Origin of the sequence: Streptomyces sp. NBC_01463, from assembly GCA_036227345.1 — a bacterium.
Taxonomy (GTDB): Bacteria; Actinomycetota; Actinomycetes; order Streptomycetales; family Streptomycetaceae; genus Streptomyces.
In genome coordinates, this window is record CP109468.1 from 3,222,720 (window position 1) to 3,240,061 (window position 17,342).

Genomic DNA, 17,342 nt, shown 5'->3' on the forward strand with positions numbered 1-17,342 from the left:
GGTGCTCCCGGGTGTCAGCCGTTCACCCGCGCGCCGTGCCCCGCCGCACAGCACCGCCTTCCCTACGTTCGTACCGTGAGCCTCTCGCGTACCTCTCTCCTCACCTCCCTCGTCGTGTGCGCCCTGATCGCGCCCCTGCTGCCCGGCGCGTCCGCCGCCGGCCGGCCGGCCGCCCCCGCTCCCGCCGTGGCCTGCGGCCGGGACACGGATCCCGCCTGGGCTCCGACGTCCACCGTCTTCGGCGAGGCGGCCGGGTACGACCCGTACGTCGGCAACGGCTATCTGGGGCACCGCGTGCCGGCGGCGGGCGCCGGGTACGCCGAACGTGAGGAGAAGACCGGCTGGCCGCTGTACACCCCGCGCTACGACGGGGCGTTCGTCTCCGGGCTCTTCGGCCGTGAGAAGGACCTGGCGGCGGGCCGCGAGGTGGCCGCCGCGCTGCCGAGCTGGACCGGTCTCGACGTGCGCGTGGGCAAGGAGACCTACGGCTCCGCCACCCCGGCGGGCCGGATCTCCCACTACCGCCAGACGGTGTTCCTGCGCTGCGGACTGGTGCGTACCTCGCTGCGCTGGACCACGGCCGACGGCCGCGCGACCGACCTGACGTACGAGGTGCTGGCCGACCGCGCCGAGGTGCACACCGGTGCCGTACGGCTGCGCATGACCCCGCACTGGAGCGGCACGGCGACGGTCACCGGCCGGCTCGACCCGCGCGGCGCACGCCGGATCGCCCTCGCGGACGACGGGACGTTCCGCACGCGGGGCACGGGGACGGCGGGCGCGATCGTCCAGACGATGCGCCCGGCCGGCGCGAACGGGCAGCCGTCCCGGGTGACTTCCGGGCGTACGTACACGTATCTGAAGTACGTCGGCGTCGACACCGCGCTGACCTCGCGCGCCCCGCGCACCACCGCGCGCGAGGCCTCCAGGCGCGGGGCGCGGCTGGGCTGGTCCGCCGTCCTCGCCGAGAACGCCGCCGTCTGGCGCCGGGACTGGTCCGCGGACGTGTCCGTGCCGGGCAGCCCCGATCTGCAGAAGTGGCTGCGCTCCGCCCAGTACGGCCTGCTCGCCTCCACCCGCACGGGTTCCCGCGACAGCATCGCCCCGGCCGGGCTGACCAGCGACAACTACGCGGGCATGGTGTTCTGGGACGCGGAGACCTGGATGTATCCGGGGCTGCTGGCCACCCGTCCCGAACTGGCCCGTTCGGTCGTCGAGTACCGCTACCGGACACGCGACGAGGCCCGTACGAACGCGGAGAAGCTCGGCTTCGAGGGGCTGTTCTACCCGTGGACGAGCGCGAGCAGGGGCAGTCTCTGGTCCGAGTGCCAGAGCTGGAACCCGCCGCACTGCGTGACCCAGAACCATCTCCAGGGCGACGTCTCGCTGGCCGTCTGGCAGTACTACCTGGCCACCGGCGACCGTGACTGGCTGGCCGGACACGGCTGGCAACTGCTCCGGGGCATCGCCGACTTCTGGGCCTCGCGCGCCACCGCGAACGACGACGGCAGCTACTCGGTGAAGGAGGTGGCGGGCCCGGACGAGTACAGCAACGGCGTCACGGACGGGGTCTTCACCAACGCCGTCGCGGCCACCGCCCTGCGCAACGCCACCCGCGCGGCGCAGCTCCTCGGGCACGCCGCCCCCGCCGGGTGGAAGGAGGTCGCGGACGGTCTGCGCATCCCGTACGACCCGGACCGCAAGCTCTATCTCCAGTACGCGGGATACGACGGCTCGACGATCAAGCAGGCCGACACGGTCCTGCTGATCTATCCCCTGGAATGGCCGATGGAGCCGGGTGCCGCCGCCTCGACGCTCGACTACTACGCGGCGCGCACCGATCCGGACGGCCCGGCGATGACGGACTCGGTCCATGCGATCGACGCGGCCGCGATCGGCGAGCCGGGCTGCGCCGCGTACACGTATCTCCAGCGCGCGGTCCGCCCGTTCATGCGCGGTCCGTACGCCCTCTTCAGTGAGGCGCGCGGCGCGAAGGCCGGTGCCCAGGACCCTCTCTCCGGTTTCCCGGCCGACGACTTCCTGACCGGGAAGGGCGGCTTCCTCCAGGTGTTCACGCACGGGCTGACGGGCCTGCGGCTGCGCGAGGACGGGGTGCGTCTGGACCCGATGCTGCCGCCGCAGCTGCGCGAGGGGGTGAAGCTGACAGGGCTGCGGTACCGGGGCCGTACGTACGACATCGCGATCGGCCCCCGGACGACGGAGGTCCGGCTGACGTCGGGCGCGCCCTTCACGCTCCACGCCCCGTCCGGCCCCCGCACCCTGTCCACGGCGCTCACCCTGCCCACCCGCCGCCCGGACCTGACGCCGACCACCGACGCGGCCCGCTGCCGCCCGGCGACGGCGACCTCGGAGACGCCCGGTCTGTACGCGGCGGCCGCCGTGGACGGCAGTACGGCGACGGCCTGGTCCCCGGACGGCGCGGCGGGCACGCTGACGGTGGAGCTGGGACGGACGGCCCCGGTGACCGGGTTCGCGCCCGAGTGGACGGACGTGCCCCCTGCCTCGCACCGCCTGGAGACCTCGGCCGACGGCCGGAACTGGCAGCCGTACCGGGCGGGGGCGGTGGCCCGGGAGGTGCGGGTGACGGTCCGTTCGGCGGACGCGGCCGCACCGGCGGGCGTACGGGAACTGAGGGTCACGCAGCCGTAGTCCGCGTACCCGGGGCTGCGCCGAGCGGCCGTCGGCGCGCTGCCGGCCGGCCGAGCAGGATCCCGGCCAGGACGAGGACGAGCCCGCAGACCTGCCGGAGGGTGAGCGACTCCCCGGCGATCACGGTGCCGAGCAGCACCCCGGTCACCGGGTTGAGCAGCCCGACCAGGCCGACGGTCGCCGCGGGCAGATGGCGCAGACCGGCGAACCAGGCGGCGAAGGCGAGTGCGGTCGCCACCACCGTGACGTATCCGAATCCGAGGACGGCCGGTCCGTCGAGCGCGGGCGGCGCGCCCTCGACGGCCGCGGCGAGGGGCAGCAGCAGAAGGCCGCCGGCGATCAGCTGCCAGGAGGTCGAGGCGAGGACGTCGGTCCCGGCGCCCCAGCGCTTGGTGAGGATGTAGCCGAGGGACGACATCAGCAGGGCGGCGACGGAGGCCAGCACGCCGCGGACGTCGGCCGACACCTGCCCGGTCAGCAGCATCAGGCAGACCCCGCCGATGCCGGCGGCGGCCCCCAGCAGGGGCAGCAGTCCCGGCCGCTCGGCGACGAGCGCCCAGGCGATCAGCATCATGGCCACGGGCGAGGCCGCCATGATCGTCGAGGCGGTGCTGGTCGGGAGCAGTTGCGCGGCGACGTACACGAGGGCGAAGAAGCCGCCCATGTTGAGGACGCCGAGGACGGCGGCCTTCCACCACCAGGAGCCGTGGGGCAGCTGCCGACGGACGGCCAGAAGCAGCAGTCCGGCGGGCAGGGCCCGGATGGCGGCGCCGTACAGCGGGGTGCCGGCGGGCAGGTAGGCGTGGGTGACGTAGTAGTTCGTGCCCCAGGCCACCGGAGCGATCGCCGTGATCAGCACCCACCGAAAAGTAGCTTCCATGGAAGCTAATACTACTCGCATATCTTCCATGGAAGCTATGCGGGCTAGAGTGGGACCATGCCGGATTCCACCGCCCCGCAGCCCCCCGCCCTGGACCACGTGGCCCGCATCCAGGCGGAGTGGGCCCGCGAACGCCCGGATCTCGACGTACGCCCCCAGGGCGTGATCGGCCGTCTGCACCGGCTGGCCGGGCTGCTCACCGAGGAACTCTGCGTGGTCTACCGCCGGTTCGGCCTGAGCGAGGGCGAGTTCGACGTCCTGGCGGCGCTGCGCCGGGCCGGTGAGCCGTTCGAACGGGCCCCTGGCGAACTGGCCGCGCACACCATGGTCACCACCGGCGCGATGACCAAGCGCATCGACCGCCTGGAGCGGGCCGGCCTGGTCACCCGCCGCCGCGCCGCCGACGACGGCCGCGCCCGCGTGGTGGCCCTCACCCACGCGGGCCGCGACCTGATCGACCGGGCCTTCACCGAGCACATGCGCAACGAACGCCGCCTCCTCGACACCCTGACGGGGGACGAGGCGGCGGCGCTGGAACCGCTGCTGACGACGTGGCTGCAACGGGTGGAGCCGGCGCGGGAGGGCTGAAACGGGACGCCCCGCCGCGCCGGACGTCACTCGCCCAGGAGCCGGGCGGTGCGTGCGTCGAGTTCCTCGCGGACCATGCGGACGTGCTCGGCGCGCGCCTTGTACCGGGCGTGCCCCAGCCGGGACTTGTCCTCCTCGGCCCGCACCTCGGCCGCGTACCGCCGGACCTCGTGATCGATGGTGGCGACCTGGCGCTGCACGTCCTGGTCCTCCAGGTGGATGCGCTGGTTGGCCTCGCGCCGCTCGCCGAGCCTGCGGTCGTACTCGGACGGGCCGCTCATCAGCTTGGCGAGCACCGGCATGGCGTCGACCAGCAGCAGCACGGCATGCAGCAGGAACATCATGAAGAGCGCGAAACCGTCGGACCAGGCCACCGTGGACAGGGCCTCGGCACGCAGCAGCAGCCCGTCGTGCTGCTGCGACGACTCCCGGTCGGCGACCTTGGCGTCGATCGCCTTCTTGACGTCCGTGCGGTAGGCCGTTCCCGCGCTGACCAGCTGCTCGGACAGGACGTTCCCCTTGCCGACGAGTTCGGCGCGCTTCTTCTCGTACTCGGCGACCTTGCTGGTCCGCCGGTACGCGCTGGTGTCGGCGCGGGCGCGCTCGCAGGTCTCGGTGGTGTCCCAGCCGTTGCCGCGCCGGATCCACCGCTCCTTGGCGCACTCGCGGCGCTCGGTGGCCAGCTTCTTGTCGAGGGCGTCGTTGAAGGTCTTGATCTGCTGGTCGAGACGGGCGACGGCGTCGGTGTTGTCACCGATGTCGCCCTTGATCGAGGCCGGCGCGCCCTTCACCGTCAGATGGAAGTCGCCGCAGTCCGCGCGGCTCGTCGTGTCCGCACCGTCGAGGGGGTTGCAGGCGGTGAGGCTGCCACGGAAGTCCGCGAGGTCGCGCTCCCTGCTGACCGCCATCTCCTGGCGTATCTCCCGGTCGAAGATCTGGAACAGCATCGGCTCGGCGATGGTCAGCCCGAGCACCACGGAGAGGAACAGCCGGGGCACCAGCATGCGCACCGCGCGTCCGCCGGTGTAGCCGTGGGTGCTGGAGACCAGCCAGCTGTCCAGGGCCAGCACGATCCACGCCCAGATCACACCGATGAGGACCGCGGCCGCGACCGGCGTGCCCTCGCGGATCGTGCTGATCGCCAGGGCCATGGAAGCCCCGCCGAGCAGCGCGGTGTTGAGCACGATGGCCCCGTACCACGTGTAGCGGGCGCGTTCGGCGCTCTCGCGGTCGAGGATCTCCTCACGGATGCCGATCAGACGGCGCAGGAACACGGCGGGGCCACGCCCGCTCCGGCGGCCTCGCCGGGGGCCGTGGGCGGGCCCGGTCCCGGACGCCCACGTGTCGTAGCTCTCCTCGGGCGGGCGTACGGGGGTGTCAGCGGCCACGCTCCTCCCTCCCCGCTTCACCGAGGTCGTCGTCGGCGATCAGCGGACGGCGCGTGGCGCGGTCGGGGTCGATGCCGCCGTCCCGGTCCCGGTCGTCGTCGCGGGCACCGCCGGCGGCGGGCCGGTCGTACCCCTCGCCGTACCGGTCGCCCCCGTAGCGATCGTCGCGCGGTCCGTGCTTCCGCCCGTAGTCCCCGCCCTTCTTGAACGGGGAGCCCTCGTCGTCCTTGAAGTGCGAGCCCTCGTCCTTCCGGAACGAACCCTCGTCGTCCGGCGGGCGGCGGTCGCCGGAGCGCTCCGGGGACGGCGCGCCGTCGCCCTCCTCCAGCTGCGGGGCCTCGTCGGCACCGGCCACCTGCGCGGGGCCGGACGGCTCCTGGTCGAGGAGGCCCTGCCCGGAGCTGAGGCGCTCGACGAAGGCGCGGGCATCGAGCGGCGCGTTGTCGAGCAGGCCGCGGTTGATCATCTGGCGGCCCAGCTCCTGGTTGACGCTGTCGCGCCGGTCCGCCCGGTGACGCCGCTCGGCCCGCTCGGCCAGCGTGTCGTCGCGCTTCTCGGCGCGCTGCCGCAGCCGGTCCTCCCGGTCGCCGGCCCGCTGCTCGCGCTTCTCCTCCCGCTCGGCGTCGAGCGCGGCCCGCTCGTCCTGGCGGTCGACCTCCCGGTGCCGGTCCTCACGCTCCAGGCTGTAGCGCAGGTCCTCCCGTTCGCTGTGCCGCCGCCGCTCGGCGAAGTCCCAGTGCCGCTCCTCGTCCTCGCGCTGCCGCTCGCGCCGCACCCGGTCCGTCTCGCGCTGCCGTTCGGCCAGTTCGGAGTACGCGATCTCGCCGCGGCGCTGGGCGAGGATGTCGGTGTGGGCCGGATCGATGCCGAAGTCGTCGATGTCCTTGAGGGCTTCGACGCGCTCGAACTCGTTGTCCTTGCGCTTGAGGTTCTGCGTGTAGTGCTGGTCCTCGGCGTCGGTCCGGCGGGTGTACGTCCGCCTGAGGTCGTCGAGTTCCTGCTGGTGCCGCATCTCGAGCGCCTTGCGCTCGGACTCCATCCGCTCCCGTTCCTTCTCGCGCTCGTGCTCCATCAGCTCACGCTCGCGACGCACCGCCTCCTTCACCCGGTCCTGCTCGCGCTCGCGCCGCTCCTCGTCGGCACGGCGCTGCTGGGCGGCGAACTCGCCCGGGGTGAGCACGGTCAGGTAGGGGTCGCCGACGGAGAGCCCGGCGATCCGCGGCGGCTCCATCTCCAGGTACGAGATCAGCCGGGCGGTCAGCCGCCGGGACACCTCCTTGCCCGCTTCGAGCGGCCACTCCTGGGTGACGTCGCTGAGTCCGGGCAGCGCCCGGAGGTAGCCGAGCAGCCGCGACTCCACATCGGTGACACCCTCGCGGACCACGGCCACGGGATCGGTGACCGTGCAGTGGAAGGCGACCTGGAGGGTGAAGCCGTCGGTCTCGGCGGACGGCACGTCGGTGCCGACGGTGACGGGCACGGCGGTACGGCAGTCGACGACCGTGACCGAACCGGCGTTCAGGACGGCCTCGTCCCCGGGGCCGCGGACACCGTGGTCGGTGAGGTACTGGTCGCCGGTGCGGTAGACGAGCACCTGGTGGGCCGCGACGCGCGGCAGTTCGTCCTGGGAGCGGGCCGGCTGGTTCCAGAAGCGGCGGCCGGCCCGGGGCGCGGGGTCGAGCACGCGCTCCTCCACCAGCGGATAGGTTCTGTGGATCGTGGTCATCGTGGGTGGCTGTCCTTCGCACGGTTCAGGGCGCCGAGCAGGATCGCGACGCAGTCGGGATCTGTGGCGCGAGCGGGGCGGGCGACTGCGGGTCGACCCAACTCACTTACCAACAACGGGTGTTCGTCCTGCGGAAGCGCGGCGGCGAGCGCCTGACCGAGCCGTTCGGCCACCGCGGCGGGGTCTGAGGTCACGGCGGGCAGGGCGCGCGCCGCCTGGCGGAGAGCGGACAGGGCGCTGCGGCGCAGCGGCCGGTAGCAGAGGGCCGCCGCCCACAGCTCGGCGACGACGCCGGTCTCGGCCGGCCGGTCGGCGAGGTACCGCGCGACAGCGGGGCGGGCCGAGAGCCGCTCGGTGGCGGAGAAGACCCACAGCGTGGTCTCCAGGACGAGGAGCCCGGTCGCAGAGTAGGCGGCGGACCTGGTGCGCTGTTCCTTCCTGATGCGGTGCGCCAGGGCGTCGAGCACGATGCCGGCGTCCTCCTGGCAGTCGACGAGCGTCAGGAACAGCTGCGCCCAGGCCTGCAGACCGAGTTCGCGCTCGTCGCGCTTGTCGGGCACGCCGCTGCGGAGCATGGCCCAGAGCCACTTCACGGCGTCGGTGGGAAAGGTGACGCCGAGCTGGCCGCCGAAGGCGCAGAGCGCGGTGCCCCGCAGGGTGGGATGGGTGGACTGCGCCCAGGTGCGGGCGAGCGTGAGCGCGGCGGCCGCCTGGGTCTCCTCCAGGCACATGTACCAGAGGACGTACACCGCGAGGGTCTGCCCGGCCTCCCCGCTCTCCCCGCGCGCCCAGGGGTCGAGGTAGCTCTGCACCACCTCGTCGAAGGCGATGTGTCCGAGCAGCGTGAGTCCGGAGGCGATGGAGAGCTGGAGGACGGGATCGGGGTCGGCGTCGACGACCAGCCCCAGCCAGTGGCGGACGGCGTCCCAGTACTCGGTGGGGTGATCGCGCCACAGCGCCTCCAGCACCCAGCGGCGCAGATCGGCGTCGGCGAAGACCATGACCTCCCGGGTGGTCGCGCCGTAGATCTGCATCTCCGTGGTGATCAGGGAGTTGCGGGCGAGCGAGCGGCGCCGGTCCACCGGCCGGGTCCGGTGGCGCTGCCGCCGGACCGGCCCGCCGGCGGCCTGCCCCGCGGCGTCGGGAGCCGCGCCGTCGGCGGTGCCGGATGCGGCATCCGGCACGGAATGCGTGGAGTGGACGGGTGGCATGGAGTGGCCGGAGTGAGCGGAATCCGCCGGATCCGCGGCGTAGACGGGCTCCAGGAGCCGTTCGAGGACGTCCTGGAGTGACTCGAAGGCGCGCCGGCCGATGCCCAGAGCGAAGGCGAGGGTGGTGACCTCGGCGATCTCGCGCAGACTCCGCTCCTGCTCCGCCACACCGAACCACTCCTGGACCGCCTGCGGCGCGCTGCCGCTGTGCTCCTTCCACGCCTGGTCCGGATCGGTGCCCGCCGCGATCCGCTGCGCCGCGTCGGCGACGACCGCGATGGGACAGTGGGCCGGGATTCCGGCGACGGCCCGGTCGACGGTCTCCTTCGGCATACGGGCCTGGACCAGCCGGGCGCGTACCACCTTGTCCGGAGCCGGGGGCCGCCACGGCAGATGCCGTACGGCCTCCGGGGGACGCCCGGCCGCGCCGTGCACGGTGGTGATGACCAGATGGGCACGGTGCCGGCGCAGTTGGTCACGCACCCGGCGCCAGTCGAAGTCCGAGGCCGCGCCCCCGGCGGCGCCCGCGGTCCCGGTGCGGTCGAGGACGACATAGCCGACGCCCGCGTCGAAGGTCCGCTCGGCGAGCTGGTCGAGACCGATGTCCGGGGAGAGCACCACGTAGTCGGCCGACGGTCCGACGGTCTCCCTGAGCAGGGCGACCGCGCCGGACCGCTTGCCCGTGCCCTGGGGCCCGGTCAGGACGACGACGCGGGTACGGGAGAGCTCGCGGGTCGCGTCGTCGAAGCAGTCGGGGCGGATGTACGAGCGCAGCAGCGCGTCGATCTCGTCGCCTTCGAGGAGCCCGGTGGCGCGGGCCCTCCCGGACCGCTCGGTCGCGGTGGCGATGCCGAAATGGGCGCGGCCGTGGTACTGGGGGCCGTAGAAGTTGTTGTAGACGAGGTGGTCGCCGTCGGAGGAGCCGGTTCCGGGGGTCGTGGCCGGATTCGTGGCCGGGTTCGAAATGGAGTCCGTGGCGGGGTTCGATGCGGAACCCGTAGCGGAGCGCTCACCGGAGTCCGTTCCCGAACTCGCTCCCGAATTCACTCCGGAGGGGGACGGAGAGGCGGGTATGGCCGAGGGGGTGGACGAGGGTGCGGACGAGGCGGCGGCCGGCTCGGGGACGGGGCGCGGATCACCGGCGCCGCCCGCCCCAACGGCCGGTTCCCGGCCCTCGCCCGGCACACCGCCTCCCTCCGCACCGCTTCCGTGACTCTCCGTCGGACGATCCGTGGACCTCACGTCTGCACCCCCATCACCCCGTGCACTGCGCTCACTTGGAAATGCCGAAGACGACGTTCCCGTTGATGACGGTTCCGTACAGATTGGTGGTGGCGGAATCGCCGCCACCGTCCTGCGCCGACGCGGTCCTGGCGGGCTCGGCGGGCTCACCGGGACCTGCCGCGGAGCCGGACCCGGAAGCACCCGCGGAGCCGGAACCGGAGCCGGATTCACGGCCGTGGCCGGAGCCGGAATCAGACGCGGTCCGGGGGCCGGGCTCCGCTCCGGAACGCGGGCCCGCGGCGCCGAGGTCCAGCGCGTGCACATCGCACCCCGGCACCCACAGCCAGGCCCGGCCCCGGTACTCCTTCTTCTCGACGACGACCTCGCGGAACTCCTCCGGCTGGAAGTTGGTGTAGCCCTGGGCGACGAGCTCCGTGAAGACCGGTGCGGTCAGCGCGACGGCGAGCGCGGCGCCCGGGGCCTCGGCGAGGGCCCGGCGCAGGGGGTCGCTCTCCAGGATGCGGGAGATCTCGACGGGCCCGGGGCCGACGAACCCGCTGGGCGCCTCGGAGGCGGGCCCGAAGTGCACGACGGTACGCAGCGCGAGCCGCGCGCCGGGCACACGGTCGCGATTGTGGGCACGCAGCCCGGCGTCCAGCCGGCGCATGAACGGCTCGACGAGCGCCTGCTCGTCGGAACCGGCCGGGAGTACGGCGAACTCGGAGTCCCCCGCGGCCTGCCGCACCCAGGAGGCGCGGTCGAGCCCCGCGGCCTCGGCCGCCTCCGAGAGGAGGCGGGGCAACGCTGTCTGGATATCGCGCTGTCGCGCGGTGTCCGAGCTGCCGTATCCTCGCGCGTCGACGGCGAGCAGAAGCCGCCTGTCGAACACACCCATCGCACCTACGGGCATCCCGTCCTCCTCATCCGTCCCATCGGGAGGGACAGCATGCCCCACCTCCAACTCACTTGCTAATTGGGCTAGTTACAAGGAAGTGGTCGATGCGGCATGCTGCTCCCGAACCGGTGTTCACCCCCGTGGAGCACCGGTCGCCCTGCCAGTCGTACACCGGAACCGGCCACCCGCACCCCGTGGAAGTACGGGATCTCGACGGGCCGCCCAATCCCGTACAAGTGACTGTTCCGTCCGGCGCTCCGGAGGCTCAATGGGAGTCCATCCGAGCCGCGTTGGAGGTTCCGTGACATCCGCCCCGCCCACCGTGTCCACCCGGGCGCCCGCCCCCGCACAGGGCACGCCCACCCCCGCGTCGCACAGAATGCTGCCCATCCTCCAGACGGCACACCAGCACGCCGACGCCAAGGCCGGCATCCTCTCCGCCGTGCAGGCGGCACTCGTGGGGACGGCGGGCGCGTGGAGCGAGGCGGCGGTCGACGGATGGCGGCGGGGCGGCCCGCTCGGCTGGACGGCGGGGGTGCTCCTGATCCTCTTCGCCTGCGGCCTCTTCGGCGGCGCGGCCTCGCTCGCCCTGGCGCTCCGGCCGCGCGTCTGGCGGTCCACCGGCCCCAACGACTACAGCTTCGCCCAACTGGCCGCCGCCACCGACCCACCACGGCCCGCACCGGCACCCGCACCCACACCGACATCGGCAGCCGAGGACGACCGGCAGCTGCGCGCGATGATCCGCTTCCTCTCCGACGTGGCCCTGCGGAAGTACCGCTGCGTGACGGCAGCGGTGGTCTGCACCGCGGTGATGGGGACCACCGCGGGGCTCTGCCTGCTGTTACGGCCCGCCCTCGGCTGACCGCCGGGGCCGGCGTGCCGTGGGCGGCGCCACGGGTTCGGCGAGTTCGGCGACCCGGGCGAGCCGGGCGAGGTCGTGCACCGTGGTCGTCCGGTACCCGGTGCCGAGCAGCCCTTCGTCCCGCAGTTCACGCAGCCCCTTGTGGACGGTGGTCTCGGCGGCGCCGGTGAGTGCGGCGAGTTCGGGCTGGGTGAGCTGGAAGCCGATCACATGGCCGCCGCCCGGCTCGGGCCGCCCGTACGCCACGGCGAGCTCCACCAGCAGCCGGGCGAGGCGCACCTTGACCGGATAGCCGCGGAACTCGAGCCGCCGCCGGTTGGCCCAGCGCAGCCGGTCGGCCACGATCCGGGTCAGCGCCATCGCCACCTCGGGCCGCCGCACCATGAGCCCGTGCAGGGCCCCGGGCCCGATGACCCGCGCCCGCAACGGTCCGCAGGCGACCACTCCGGCCGACCTCGGCGCGCCGTCCAGCGCGGCCATCTCCCCCACGCTGTCACCCCCGACCCGGACGGCGAGCAGCGACTCCTGCCCGTTCTCCACGGTGGCGGTGACCTTGGCGAACCCGCTGAGGATCACGTACAGATGCCGGTCCGTGGCGCCCTCGGTGAGCAGGACGCCACCGGAACCGAGGGTCAACTCGGATCCGAGGGAGAGCAGTTCGGCGCGTGCGGGACCGGACAGCACCCCGAGCAGACTGCGCCCCGGCCACCCCCACTCCCCACCCGGCTCCACGCCCGCCCCGCCGCCTCTCCGCACCCGCACATCCCGTACGCCGCCCAGGCTAGGGCTTCCCCCGGGCGCGCGCCCGGCACTTGCGCTTCAGCCGGCACGTGCCCGTACGGACGGTCAGGCGGTGCGTGCCCGCAGGACGCCTTCGACGCCGAGCAGGAAGGTTTCGGACACCAGTTCCGGATCGAACAGGCACCCGGCGGCCATGGCTCCGTCCCGGAGCATGACCAGGTGCCGCCCGGCCGCATCCGCGGGCTCGCAGCCGGCCCGGGCCAGCAACTCCGTGACGGTGTCCAGGAACCACTGCCGGTGGGCCAGCACGGCACGGTGGATCGGGTGGGCCGGGTCGGCGTACTCGGCCACCGCGTTGAGGAAGGCGCAGCCGCGGAATCCGGGGGACCGAATGCCTTCGGTGATGGACCGGGCGACGGCCCGGACCCTGTCCGCCGCCGGTTCGTCGCTCGCGGCCGCGGCGGCGACCTGCGCCCGGATTCCCTTGTCGGCCTGGTCGAGATAGGCGAGGACGAGTTCCTCCTTGCCCGCGAAGTGCCGGTACAGCGTCGCCCGGGTCACCTGCGCCTCCGCGATGATCCGGTCGACGCCGACGGAGTGGATCCCCTCCGCGTAGAAGATCCTCGTCGCCGTGCCGAGCAGCCTGGCTCGCGCTTCGGACGTGCTGCCGCCCGCTGTACCCCGACTCATGATCCCGAGACTACCAAAGCATGAGGGAGAACGTTCGGTCTTGACAGTCGCCGCAGGGGCCCGTTAGATGAAGATGAGACCGAACGTTCTCCCTCATCGGCAGCTTCATCGGCTTCCTCATTGGCACCTTCATGGGCCCCCTCATTGCGCGGCGGGACCGCGCCGGGCCGCCCACCAGCCCGCCCCACGCATTCACACCGTCACTGGAAGGCACTCCCATGGACACCCTCGCAGGCACCCCTCCCACCCCCGCTGCCACGGCCCTGCGGAAGCTGTACATCCTGCGCTTCGCGTTCGCCGCCGTCTGGGCCGTACTGCTGTTCGCGTCCGCCGACACCCTGGGCCCGCTGAGCGCGACGCTGCTCGTCGTCTATCCCCTGTTCGACGTGGCGTGCGCTGTCGTCGACCTCAGGTCCGCCCGCGCGACCGGCGGGCCGGCGCGCGGCCTGTACGTGAACATCGCGCTGAGCACCCTCACCGCCCTCGGCCTCGCCGTCGCCGCAACGTCCGGCATCCCTGCGGTCCTGCGCGTCTGGGGCGTCTGGGCCGTCACCGCGGGTCTCGTCCAGCTGATCGTCGGCGCCGCCCGCCGCCGGCTGGGCGGCCAGTGGGCGATGATCGCCAGCGGTGCAATCTCCACCGCCGCCGGCGCGTCGTTCTTCGCGCAGGCGGGCAAGGACGACGCGGCACTGGGCAGCCTGGCCGGCTACGCCTTCCTCGGCGGCGTGTTCTTCCTGGTCTCAGCCCTCCGCCTGAAGGACGGCAACAAGAAGGCCGGCAGCAACAGCTGACGTCCCCCGCGGGGACATCAGTGGTGACTGTCCCCCGGGCGCGCCGGGAGACCCCGGAGCGGGGTCACCGGTCGTCGCAGGTCCTTGAGGACAAGGGCGCCCAGGTGTACCGGACGCGCACGCCCCGGTCGTGCAGCCAGGCGGCCTCGCGGTGCCGGAGTTCGCGTGCGGACTCGGGGGCGATGGCGCTCGGCCAGCGGACGAGTACCGCGGTGACGTGGCCCGTCTGGGCCAGCTGTCTCACCCGCCGCCACCCCCGGCGCCGGCCCGGATCGGGTTCGCCGTAGGTGTCGGTGACGACCTCGGCGATCGTCAGTCCGCGTTCCTGGGCGAACGCCCTGCCTTCCGTCTGCGCGCGCTGCGCGGCTTCCCCGGGCACGCCCGGGGCTCGGTCGGCACATACGTACAGCACTACGGGAGAAGCGGTTTCACCGTGGGGAGTCATGGCCGCCTTCTGCAGAGGATCGAGGGAGGAGGGGTGCCGTCGCGCGAAGGGAACGCGGCGGTCCGTACGTACGGTGTCCTCGCGCGGGCCGGCGCACTGCCTGCCGTGGCCCGGCACTCGGACCGACGTCAGGAGTGGGCGGTCAACTCGGCCCATACGACGTTGCCTTCGGCCCGTGTCGAGCGTGCCGAGCCCCAGCGGTCCGCGAGTTGCGAGACGAGGAACAGCCCTCGCCCGTTCTCCTCACCGGGCCCGGCACGGTGGTCGGGCGGGCGGATCGGGGTGCTGCCCTCGTCGTGGAGTTCGATGCGCAGGCGCCGCTCGTCGCCGCTCAGCGTGAGGCCGCACAGGAAGCGACCGCTGCCGGTGTGGAGCACGGCGTTCGTGGTCAGCTCGGAGACCAGCAGCACCGCGTCGCAGCAGGTGTCACCGGGCAGCTTCCAGGCGGCGAGCCGGTCACGCACGGTGTCGCGGGCGGATCTCACGCTGGTGCGCAGCGCGGGCAGACCGAACCAGCACTCCCGGCGCGGCACGGTCCCGGCTAAGGCGGGGGTCGAGGCCGGGGCTGAGGGCATGGACAGAGTCACGGATGTCGCCTTCCAGCGCCTGCGTGGGGACGGGCGCGGTGAGGGGATGCGGGCTGCAACCCGAGCGGGGGGAGGGGCGCGCCGATTCGATGGCCCAGCAGCGGGGGCCGATGACGGCATCGGGATTCCGCGCCCTCTCCGGGCCGGACCCCTGCGCCGTCGTTATTGGCTTCACCACTCACGCATCCACTATGCGCGTGATAGCGCACCGGCTGCAACCGACTCCCTGATAATTTCAGAAGCGCGGGTATCACCCTGGCATCGACACCAAACCCCTGTAAGAATGGCGGTGTTGATGGACTCTCAGGAGGTTGGGCGTGAGCGATGCCCGTACCGGCACCAGCGCGCCGACAGTCCTGCGCATGATCCTCGGCCGTCGGCTGCAGGACATGCGGCTCGGCGCCGGGGCCTCGCTTGAGGACGCGGCGAAGGCACTGCGCGTGAAGACGCTGACGATCCGCCGGCTGGAGAAGGCCGAGGTCGCCCTGAAGCCTCTCTACGTGGAGAAGCTGCTGGAGACCTTCGGCGCGGAACGCCAGGAGATCGACGAGTTCGTCGAACTGGCCGAGCAGGCGAACAAGCCCGGCTGGTGGCACTCGTACCGCGACGCCGTCCCCAGCTGGTTCACCGCCTACGTCAGCCTGGAGACCGGCGCCAAGACCCTCCGCACCTATGAACCCCAGTACGTGACCGGCCTGTTGCAGACCTCCGACTACGCACACGCCGTGCTGCGCGGCGGGTTGCCGAACGGCAGCGAGGAAGAGCTCGCGCGCCGGGTGGAGTTGCGGCTGCACCGCCAGCGCCTGCTGGAGCGGGAGGACGCCCCCACGTTGTGGGTGGTCATGGAGGAAGCGGTCCTGCACCGCGTGGTGGGCGGCCCGCAGGTGATGCGGGAGCAGATCGAACGGCTCCTGGACCTCTCCGAACGTGCGCACATCAGCCTCGACATCGTGCCCTTCACGGCCGGCGCGCACGTCGGAGCCTGTGCCCCGTTCACGTACTTCCGGTTCGAGGAACCCGAGTTGCCGGACATCGTCTACAGCGAACTTCTGTCGGCCTCCGTCTACCTGGACCAGCGCGCGGACGTCGTCTCCCATCTGGAGGCCCATTCCCGCATGGCGCTGCTGACGTCGTCCGATGACAGCCGGGCGCTCTTGAACCGCATGCGCAAGGAGTACTCATGACGATCACCGAAGAGGGCGTCTACAACGGCATGCCGGCCCGCGATCTGGGGGAGCACGGCTGGGAGCGCCCCTGGAGCGGGCCGAACGGGGGCCAGTGCGTCGAGACGAAGCAGCTCGCGGACGGCCGCGTGGCCGTACGCCAGTCCACCGACCCGGCCGGTCCGGCGCTGATCTACACGCCGGAGGAGATCGCCGCGTTCGTCCGCGGGGTCAAAGAGGGACTGGCCGATCACTTGGCCGCCGGGTGAACCGACGGCAGGCACCAGGGACGACGGCACCCGTCCCGTCCCCGGCCCGCGGGCCGATCGACTCACGCACGAAGGGGAGCACATGACCACCAGGCAGACCGGCCGCGATCTCGACACGAGCAAGGCGCACTCGGCCCGGATGTACGACTACTTCCTCGGTGGCAAGGACCACTTCGAGATCGACAAGGACGCGGCCCTGGTCGCCGCCCAGGCGCACCCCGGCATCTACGTGACCGCGCGCGAGAACCGGGCGTTCATGCACCGCGCCACCCGGGTCCTGGCGCAGGAGCACGGCATCCGCCAGTGGCTCGACATCGGCACGGGCATCCCGACCGAGCCCAACCTGCACCAGGTCGCCCAGTCCGTCGCGAACGACGCCCGCGTCGTCTACGCGGACAACGACCCGCTCGTCCTCAAGTACGCCGAACGCCTCATGCGCAGCACGACGCAGGGCCGCACGGCGTACATCGAGGCCGACATCACCGACCCCGACTCACTCATGAGCGCCGTGGAGGACTCAGGGGTCCTGGACTTCACCCAGCCCATCGCCCTCTCCCTCAACGCGCTCATGCACTTCATCACCGACCCACACGACCCGTACGCCATCATCCGCCGCCTCCTCGACCCGCTCCCGACGGGCAGCGCCCTCGCCATGAACCACTGCACACCCGACTTCGACCCCGTCACCTGGAACAACGTCGCGGAGGTCTACACGAAGTCCGGCTCCCCGGTGCAGTTCCGCTCCCACAGCGACGTGCGCCGCTTCTTCGACGGACTCGACCTGGTCGCCCCCGGCATCGTCTGCTGCCACCGCTGGCGCTCCACCGGTCCCGCCAAGGGCGAGCCGGAGATCACGGACGCCCAGATCAGCCTGCTGGCGGGCGTGGGCATCAAGCGCTAGCCGAGCGGCGGAGCCCTCGTATCACCCACTCCACCCCACTGCGGCTGAGCCGTCACGGAAACGCGGAAGGGGCCGGGCTCAGGTGAGCCCGGCCCCTTCCGGTGCGCGCGTCTCTGGCGGATCGACAGCCTGCGGCAGGCGATGCGCTACACGTTGGCGGAATGTCTGCGGCCCGATCCTGACCTGCGGCGGAGCCCCACCCAGGGCTCTGACCTGGGATTTCCTCGTTGGGATGCGTTGGCTCCCGACGGCCGTTCACGGGTGTCCTGCGGACTGGCTGCGGACTGGCTGGCCACCCCGGGCAGAGA

General features: G+C 72.5%; 16 protein-coding genes. 7 read left to right on the forward strand and 9 right to left on the reverse strand.

Features of this window, described 5'->3' with window-relative positions:
• Positions 1-75 precede the first annotated feature (75 nt).
• On the forward strand, positions 76-2,670 hold the full coding sequence (locus OG521_14010) for a discoidin domain-containing protein (protein ID WUW21837.1): 2,595 nt from the start codon (positions 76-78) through the stop codon (positions 2,668-2,670).
• Here OG521_14010 and OG521_14015 read toward each other — a convergent pair.
• Positions 2,657-3,550, reverse strand: coding sequence for a DMT family transporter (locus OG521_14015; GenBank protein ID WUW21838.1), 894 nt, complete (start codon positions 3,548-3,550; stop codon positions 2,657-2,659). The two genes, OG521_14010 and OG521_14015, sit on opposite strands and share 14 nt — an antisense overlap.
• Positions 3,551-3,607: 57 nt before the next feature.
• On the opposite strand from OG521_14015, the gene OG521_14020 reads away from it, so the two are divergent.
• On the forward strand, positions 3,608-4,138 hold the full coding sequence (locus OG521_14020) for a MarR family transcriptional regulator (protein ID WUW21839.1): 531 nt from the start codon (positions 3,608-3,610) through the stop codon (positions 4,136-4,138).
• Positions 4,139-4,164: 26 nt separating this feature from the next.
• On the opposite strand, the gene OG521_14025 is transcribed toward OG521_14020, so the two are convergent.
• From OG521_14025 to OG521_14040, 4 genes are all read right to left on the reverse strand, one after another.
• Positions 4,165-5,526 (reverse strand): DUF4407 domain-containing protein, encoded by a 1,362-nt coding sequence (locus tag OG521_14025; protein ID WUW21840.1) that lies wholly within the window; start codon positions 5,524-5,526, stop codon positions 4,165-4,167.
• Positions 5,516-7,252: a hypothetical protein gene (locus tag OG521_14030; GenBank protein WUW21841.1), complete on the reverse strand. Its 1,737-nt coding sequence runs from the start codon at positions 7,250-7,252 to the stop codon at positions 5,516-5,518. The genes OG521_14025 and OG521_14030 overlap by 11 nt, the downstream gene beginning before the upstream one ends.
• Positions 7,249-9,648, reverse strand: coding sequence for a hypothetical protein (locus OG521_14035; GenBank protein ID WUW21842.1), 2,400 nt, complete (start codon positions 9,646-9,648; stop codon positions 7,249-7,251). The genes OG521_14030 and OG521_14035 overlap by 4 nt, the downstream gene beginning before the upstream one ends.
• An 88-nt stretch (positions 9,649-9,736) precedes the next feature.
• Positions 9,737-10,597 carry a hypothetical protein gene (locus tag OG521_14040; protein WUW21843.1) on the reverse strand — a complete coding sequence of 287 codons (861 nt, stop codon included), beginning with the start codon at positions 10,595-10,597 and terminating at the stop codon, positions 9,737-9,739.
• A gap of 286 nt (positions 10,598-10,883) precedes the next feature.
• Between OG521_14040 and OG521_14045 the strand changes: the two genes are divergently transcribed.
• Positions 10,884-11,447 (forward strand): DUF5706 domain-containing protein, encoded by a 564-nt coding sequence (locus tag OG521_14045; GenBank protein ID WUW21844.1) that lies wholly within the window; start codon positions 10,884-10,886, stop codon positions 11,445-11,447.
• On the opposite strand, the gene OG521_14050 is transcribed toward OG521_14045, so the two are convergent.
• Together OG521_14050 and OG521_14055 are read right to left on the reverse strand one after the other, a co-directional pair.
• On the reverse strand, positions 11,427-12,131 hold the full coding sequence (locus tag OG521_14050; protein WUW21845.1) for a Crp/Fnr family transcriptional regulator: 705 nt from the start codon (positions 12,129-12,131) through the stop codon (positions 11,427-11,429). The genes OG521_14045 and OG521_14050 overlap by 21 nt on opposite strands.
• Positions 12,132-12,293: 162 nt before the next feature.
• On the reverse strand, positions 12,294-12,878 hold the full coding sequence (locus tag OG521_14055; protein ID WUW21846.1) for a TetR/AcrR family transcriptional regulator: 585 nt from the start codon (positions 12,876-12,878) through the stop codon (positions 12,294-12,296).
• Between the two features lie 218 nt (positions 12,879-13,096).
• Here OG521_14055 and OG521_14060 point away from each other — a divergent pair, with 218 nt between their 5' ends.
• On the forward strand, positions 13,097-13,669 hold the full coding sequence (locus tag OG521_14060; GenBank protein WUW21847.1) for a hypothetical protein: 573 nt from the start codon (positions 13,097-13,099) through the stop codon (positions 13,667-13,669).
• A gap of 64 nt (positions 13,670-13,733) precedes the next feature.
• Here OG521_14060 and OG521_14065 read toward each other — a convergent pair whose 3' ends face one another.
• Together OG521_14065 and OG521_14070 are read right to left on the reverse strand one after the other, a co-directional pair.
• Positions 13,734-14,048: a hypothetical protein gene (locus tag OG521_14065; GenBank protein WUW21848.1), complete on the reverse strand. Its 315-nt coding sequence runs from the start codon at positions 14,046-14,048 to the stop codon at positions 13,734-13,736.
• 194 nt (positions 14,049-14,242) lie between these two features.
• The gene (locus tag OG521_14070; protein ID WUW21849.1) at positions 14,243-14,689 is read right to left on the reverse strand and encodes an ATP-binding protein; all 447 of its coding nucleotides are present in this window, start codon (positions 14,687-14,689) and stop codon (positions 14,243-14,245) included.
• Positions 14,690-15,018: 329 nt separating this feature from the next.
• Between OG521_14070 and OG521_14075 the strand changes: the two genes are divergently transcribed.
• From OG521_14075 to OG521_14085, 3 genes are all read left to right on the forward strand, one after another.
• Positions 15,019-15,885, forward strand: a complete 867-nt coding sequence (locus OG521_14075; GenBank protein WUW21850.1) for a helix-turn-helix domain-containing protein — start codon at positions 15,019-15,021, stop codon at positions 15,883-15,885.
• A complete protein-coding gene (locus OG521_14080) occupies positions 15,882-16,133 on the forward strand; it encodes a DUF397 domain-containing protein (protein ID WUW21851.1) in 252 nt (83 codons plus the stop codon). Before OG521_14075 ends, OG521_14080 begins: the two co-directional genes overlap by 4 nt.
• 82 nt (positions 16,134-16,215) lie before the next feature.
• Positions 16,216-17,034 carry an SAM-dependent methyltransferase gene (locus OG521_14085; GenBank protein WUW21852.1) on the forward strand — a complete coding sequence of 273 codons (819 nt, stop codon included), beginning with the start codon at positions 16,216-16,218 and terminating at the stop codon, positions 17,032-17,034.
• Positions 17,035-17,342 lie beyond the last annotated feature (308 nt).

Coding starts and splice junctions, on each gene's coding strand:
- OG521_14015 (WUW21838.1), bottom strand. CDS start 3,550: ATGGAAGCTACTTTTCGGTGGGTGCTGATCACGGCGATCGCTCCGGTG.
- OG521_14080 (WUW21851.1), top strand. CDS start 15,882: ATGACGATCACCGAAGAGGGCGTCTACAACGGCATGCCGGCCCGCGAT.
- OG521_14060 (WUW21847.1), top strand. CDS start 13,097: ATGGACACCCTCGCAGGCACCCCTCCCACCCCCGCTGCCACGGCCCTG.
- OG521_14070 (WUW21849.1), bottom strand. CDS start 14,689: ATGCCCTCAGCCCCGGCCTCGACCCCCGCCTTAGCCGGGACCGTGCCG.
- OG521_14085 (WUW21852.1), top strand. CDS start 16,216: ATGACCACCAGGCAGACCGGCCGCGATCTCGACACGAGCAAGGCGCAC.
- OG521_14040 (WUW21843.1), bottom strand. CDS start 10,597: ATGCCCGTAGGTGCGATGGGTGTGTTCGACAGGCGGCTTCTGCTCGCC.
- OG521_14020 (WUW21839.1), top strand. CDS start 3,608: ATGCCGGATTCCACCGCCCCGCAGCCCCCCGCCCTGGACCACGTGGCC.
- OG521_14030 (WUW21841.1), bottom strand. CDS start 7,252: ATGACCACGATCCACAGAACCTATCCGCTGGTGGAGGAGCGCGTGCTC.
- OG521_14055 (WUW21846.1), bottom strand. CDS start 12,878: ATGAGTCGGGGTACAGCGGGCGGCAGCACGTCCGAAGCGCGAGCCAGG.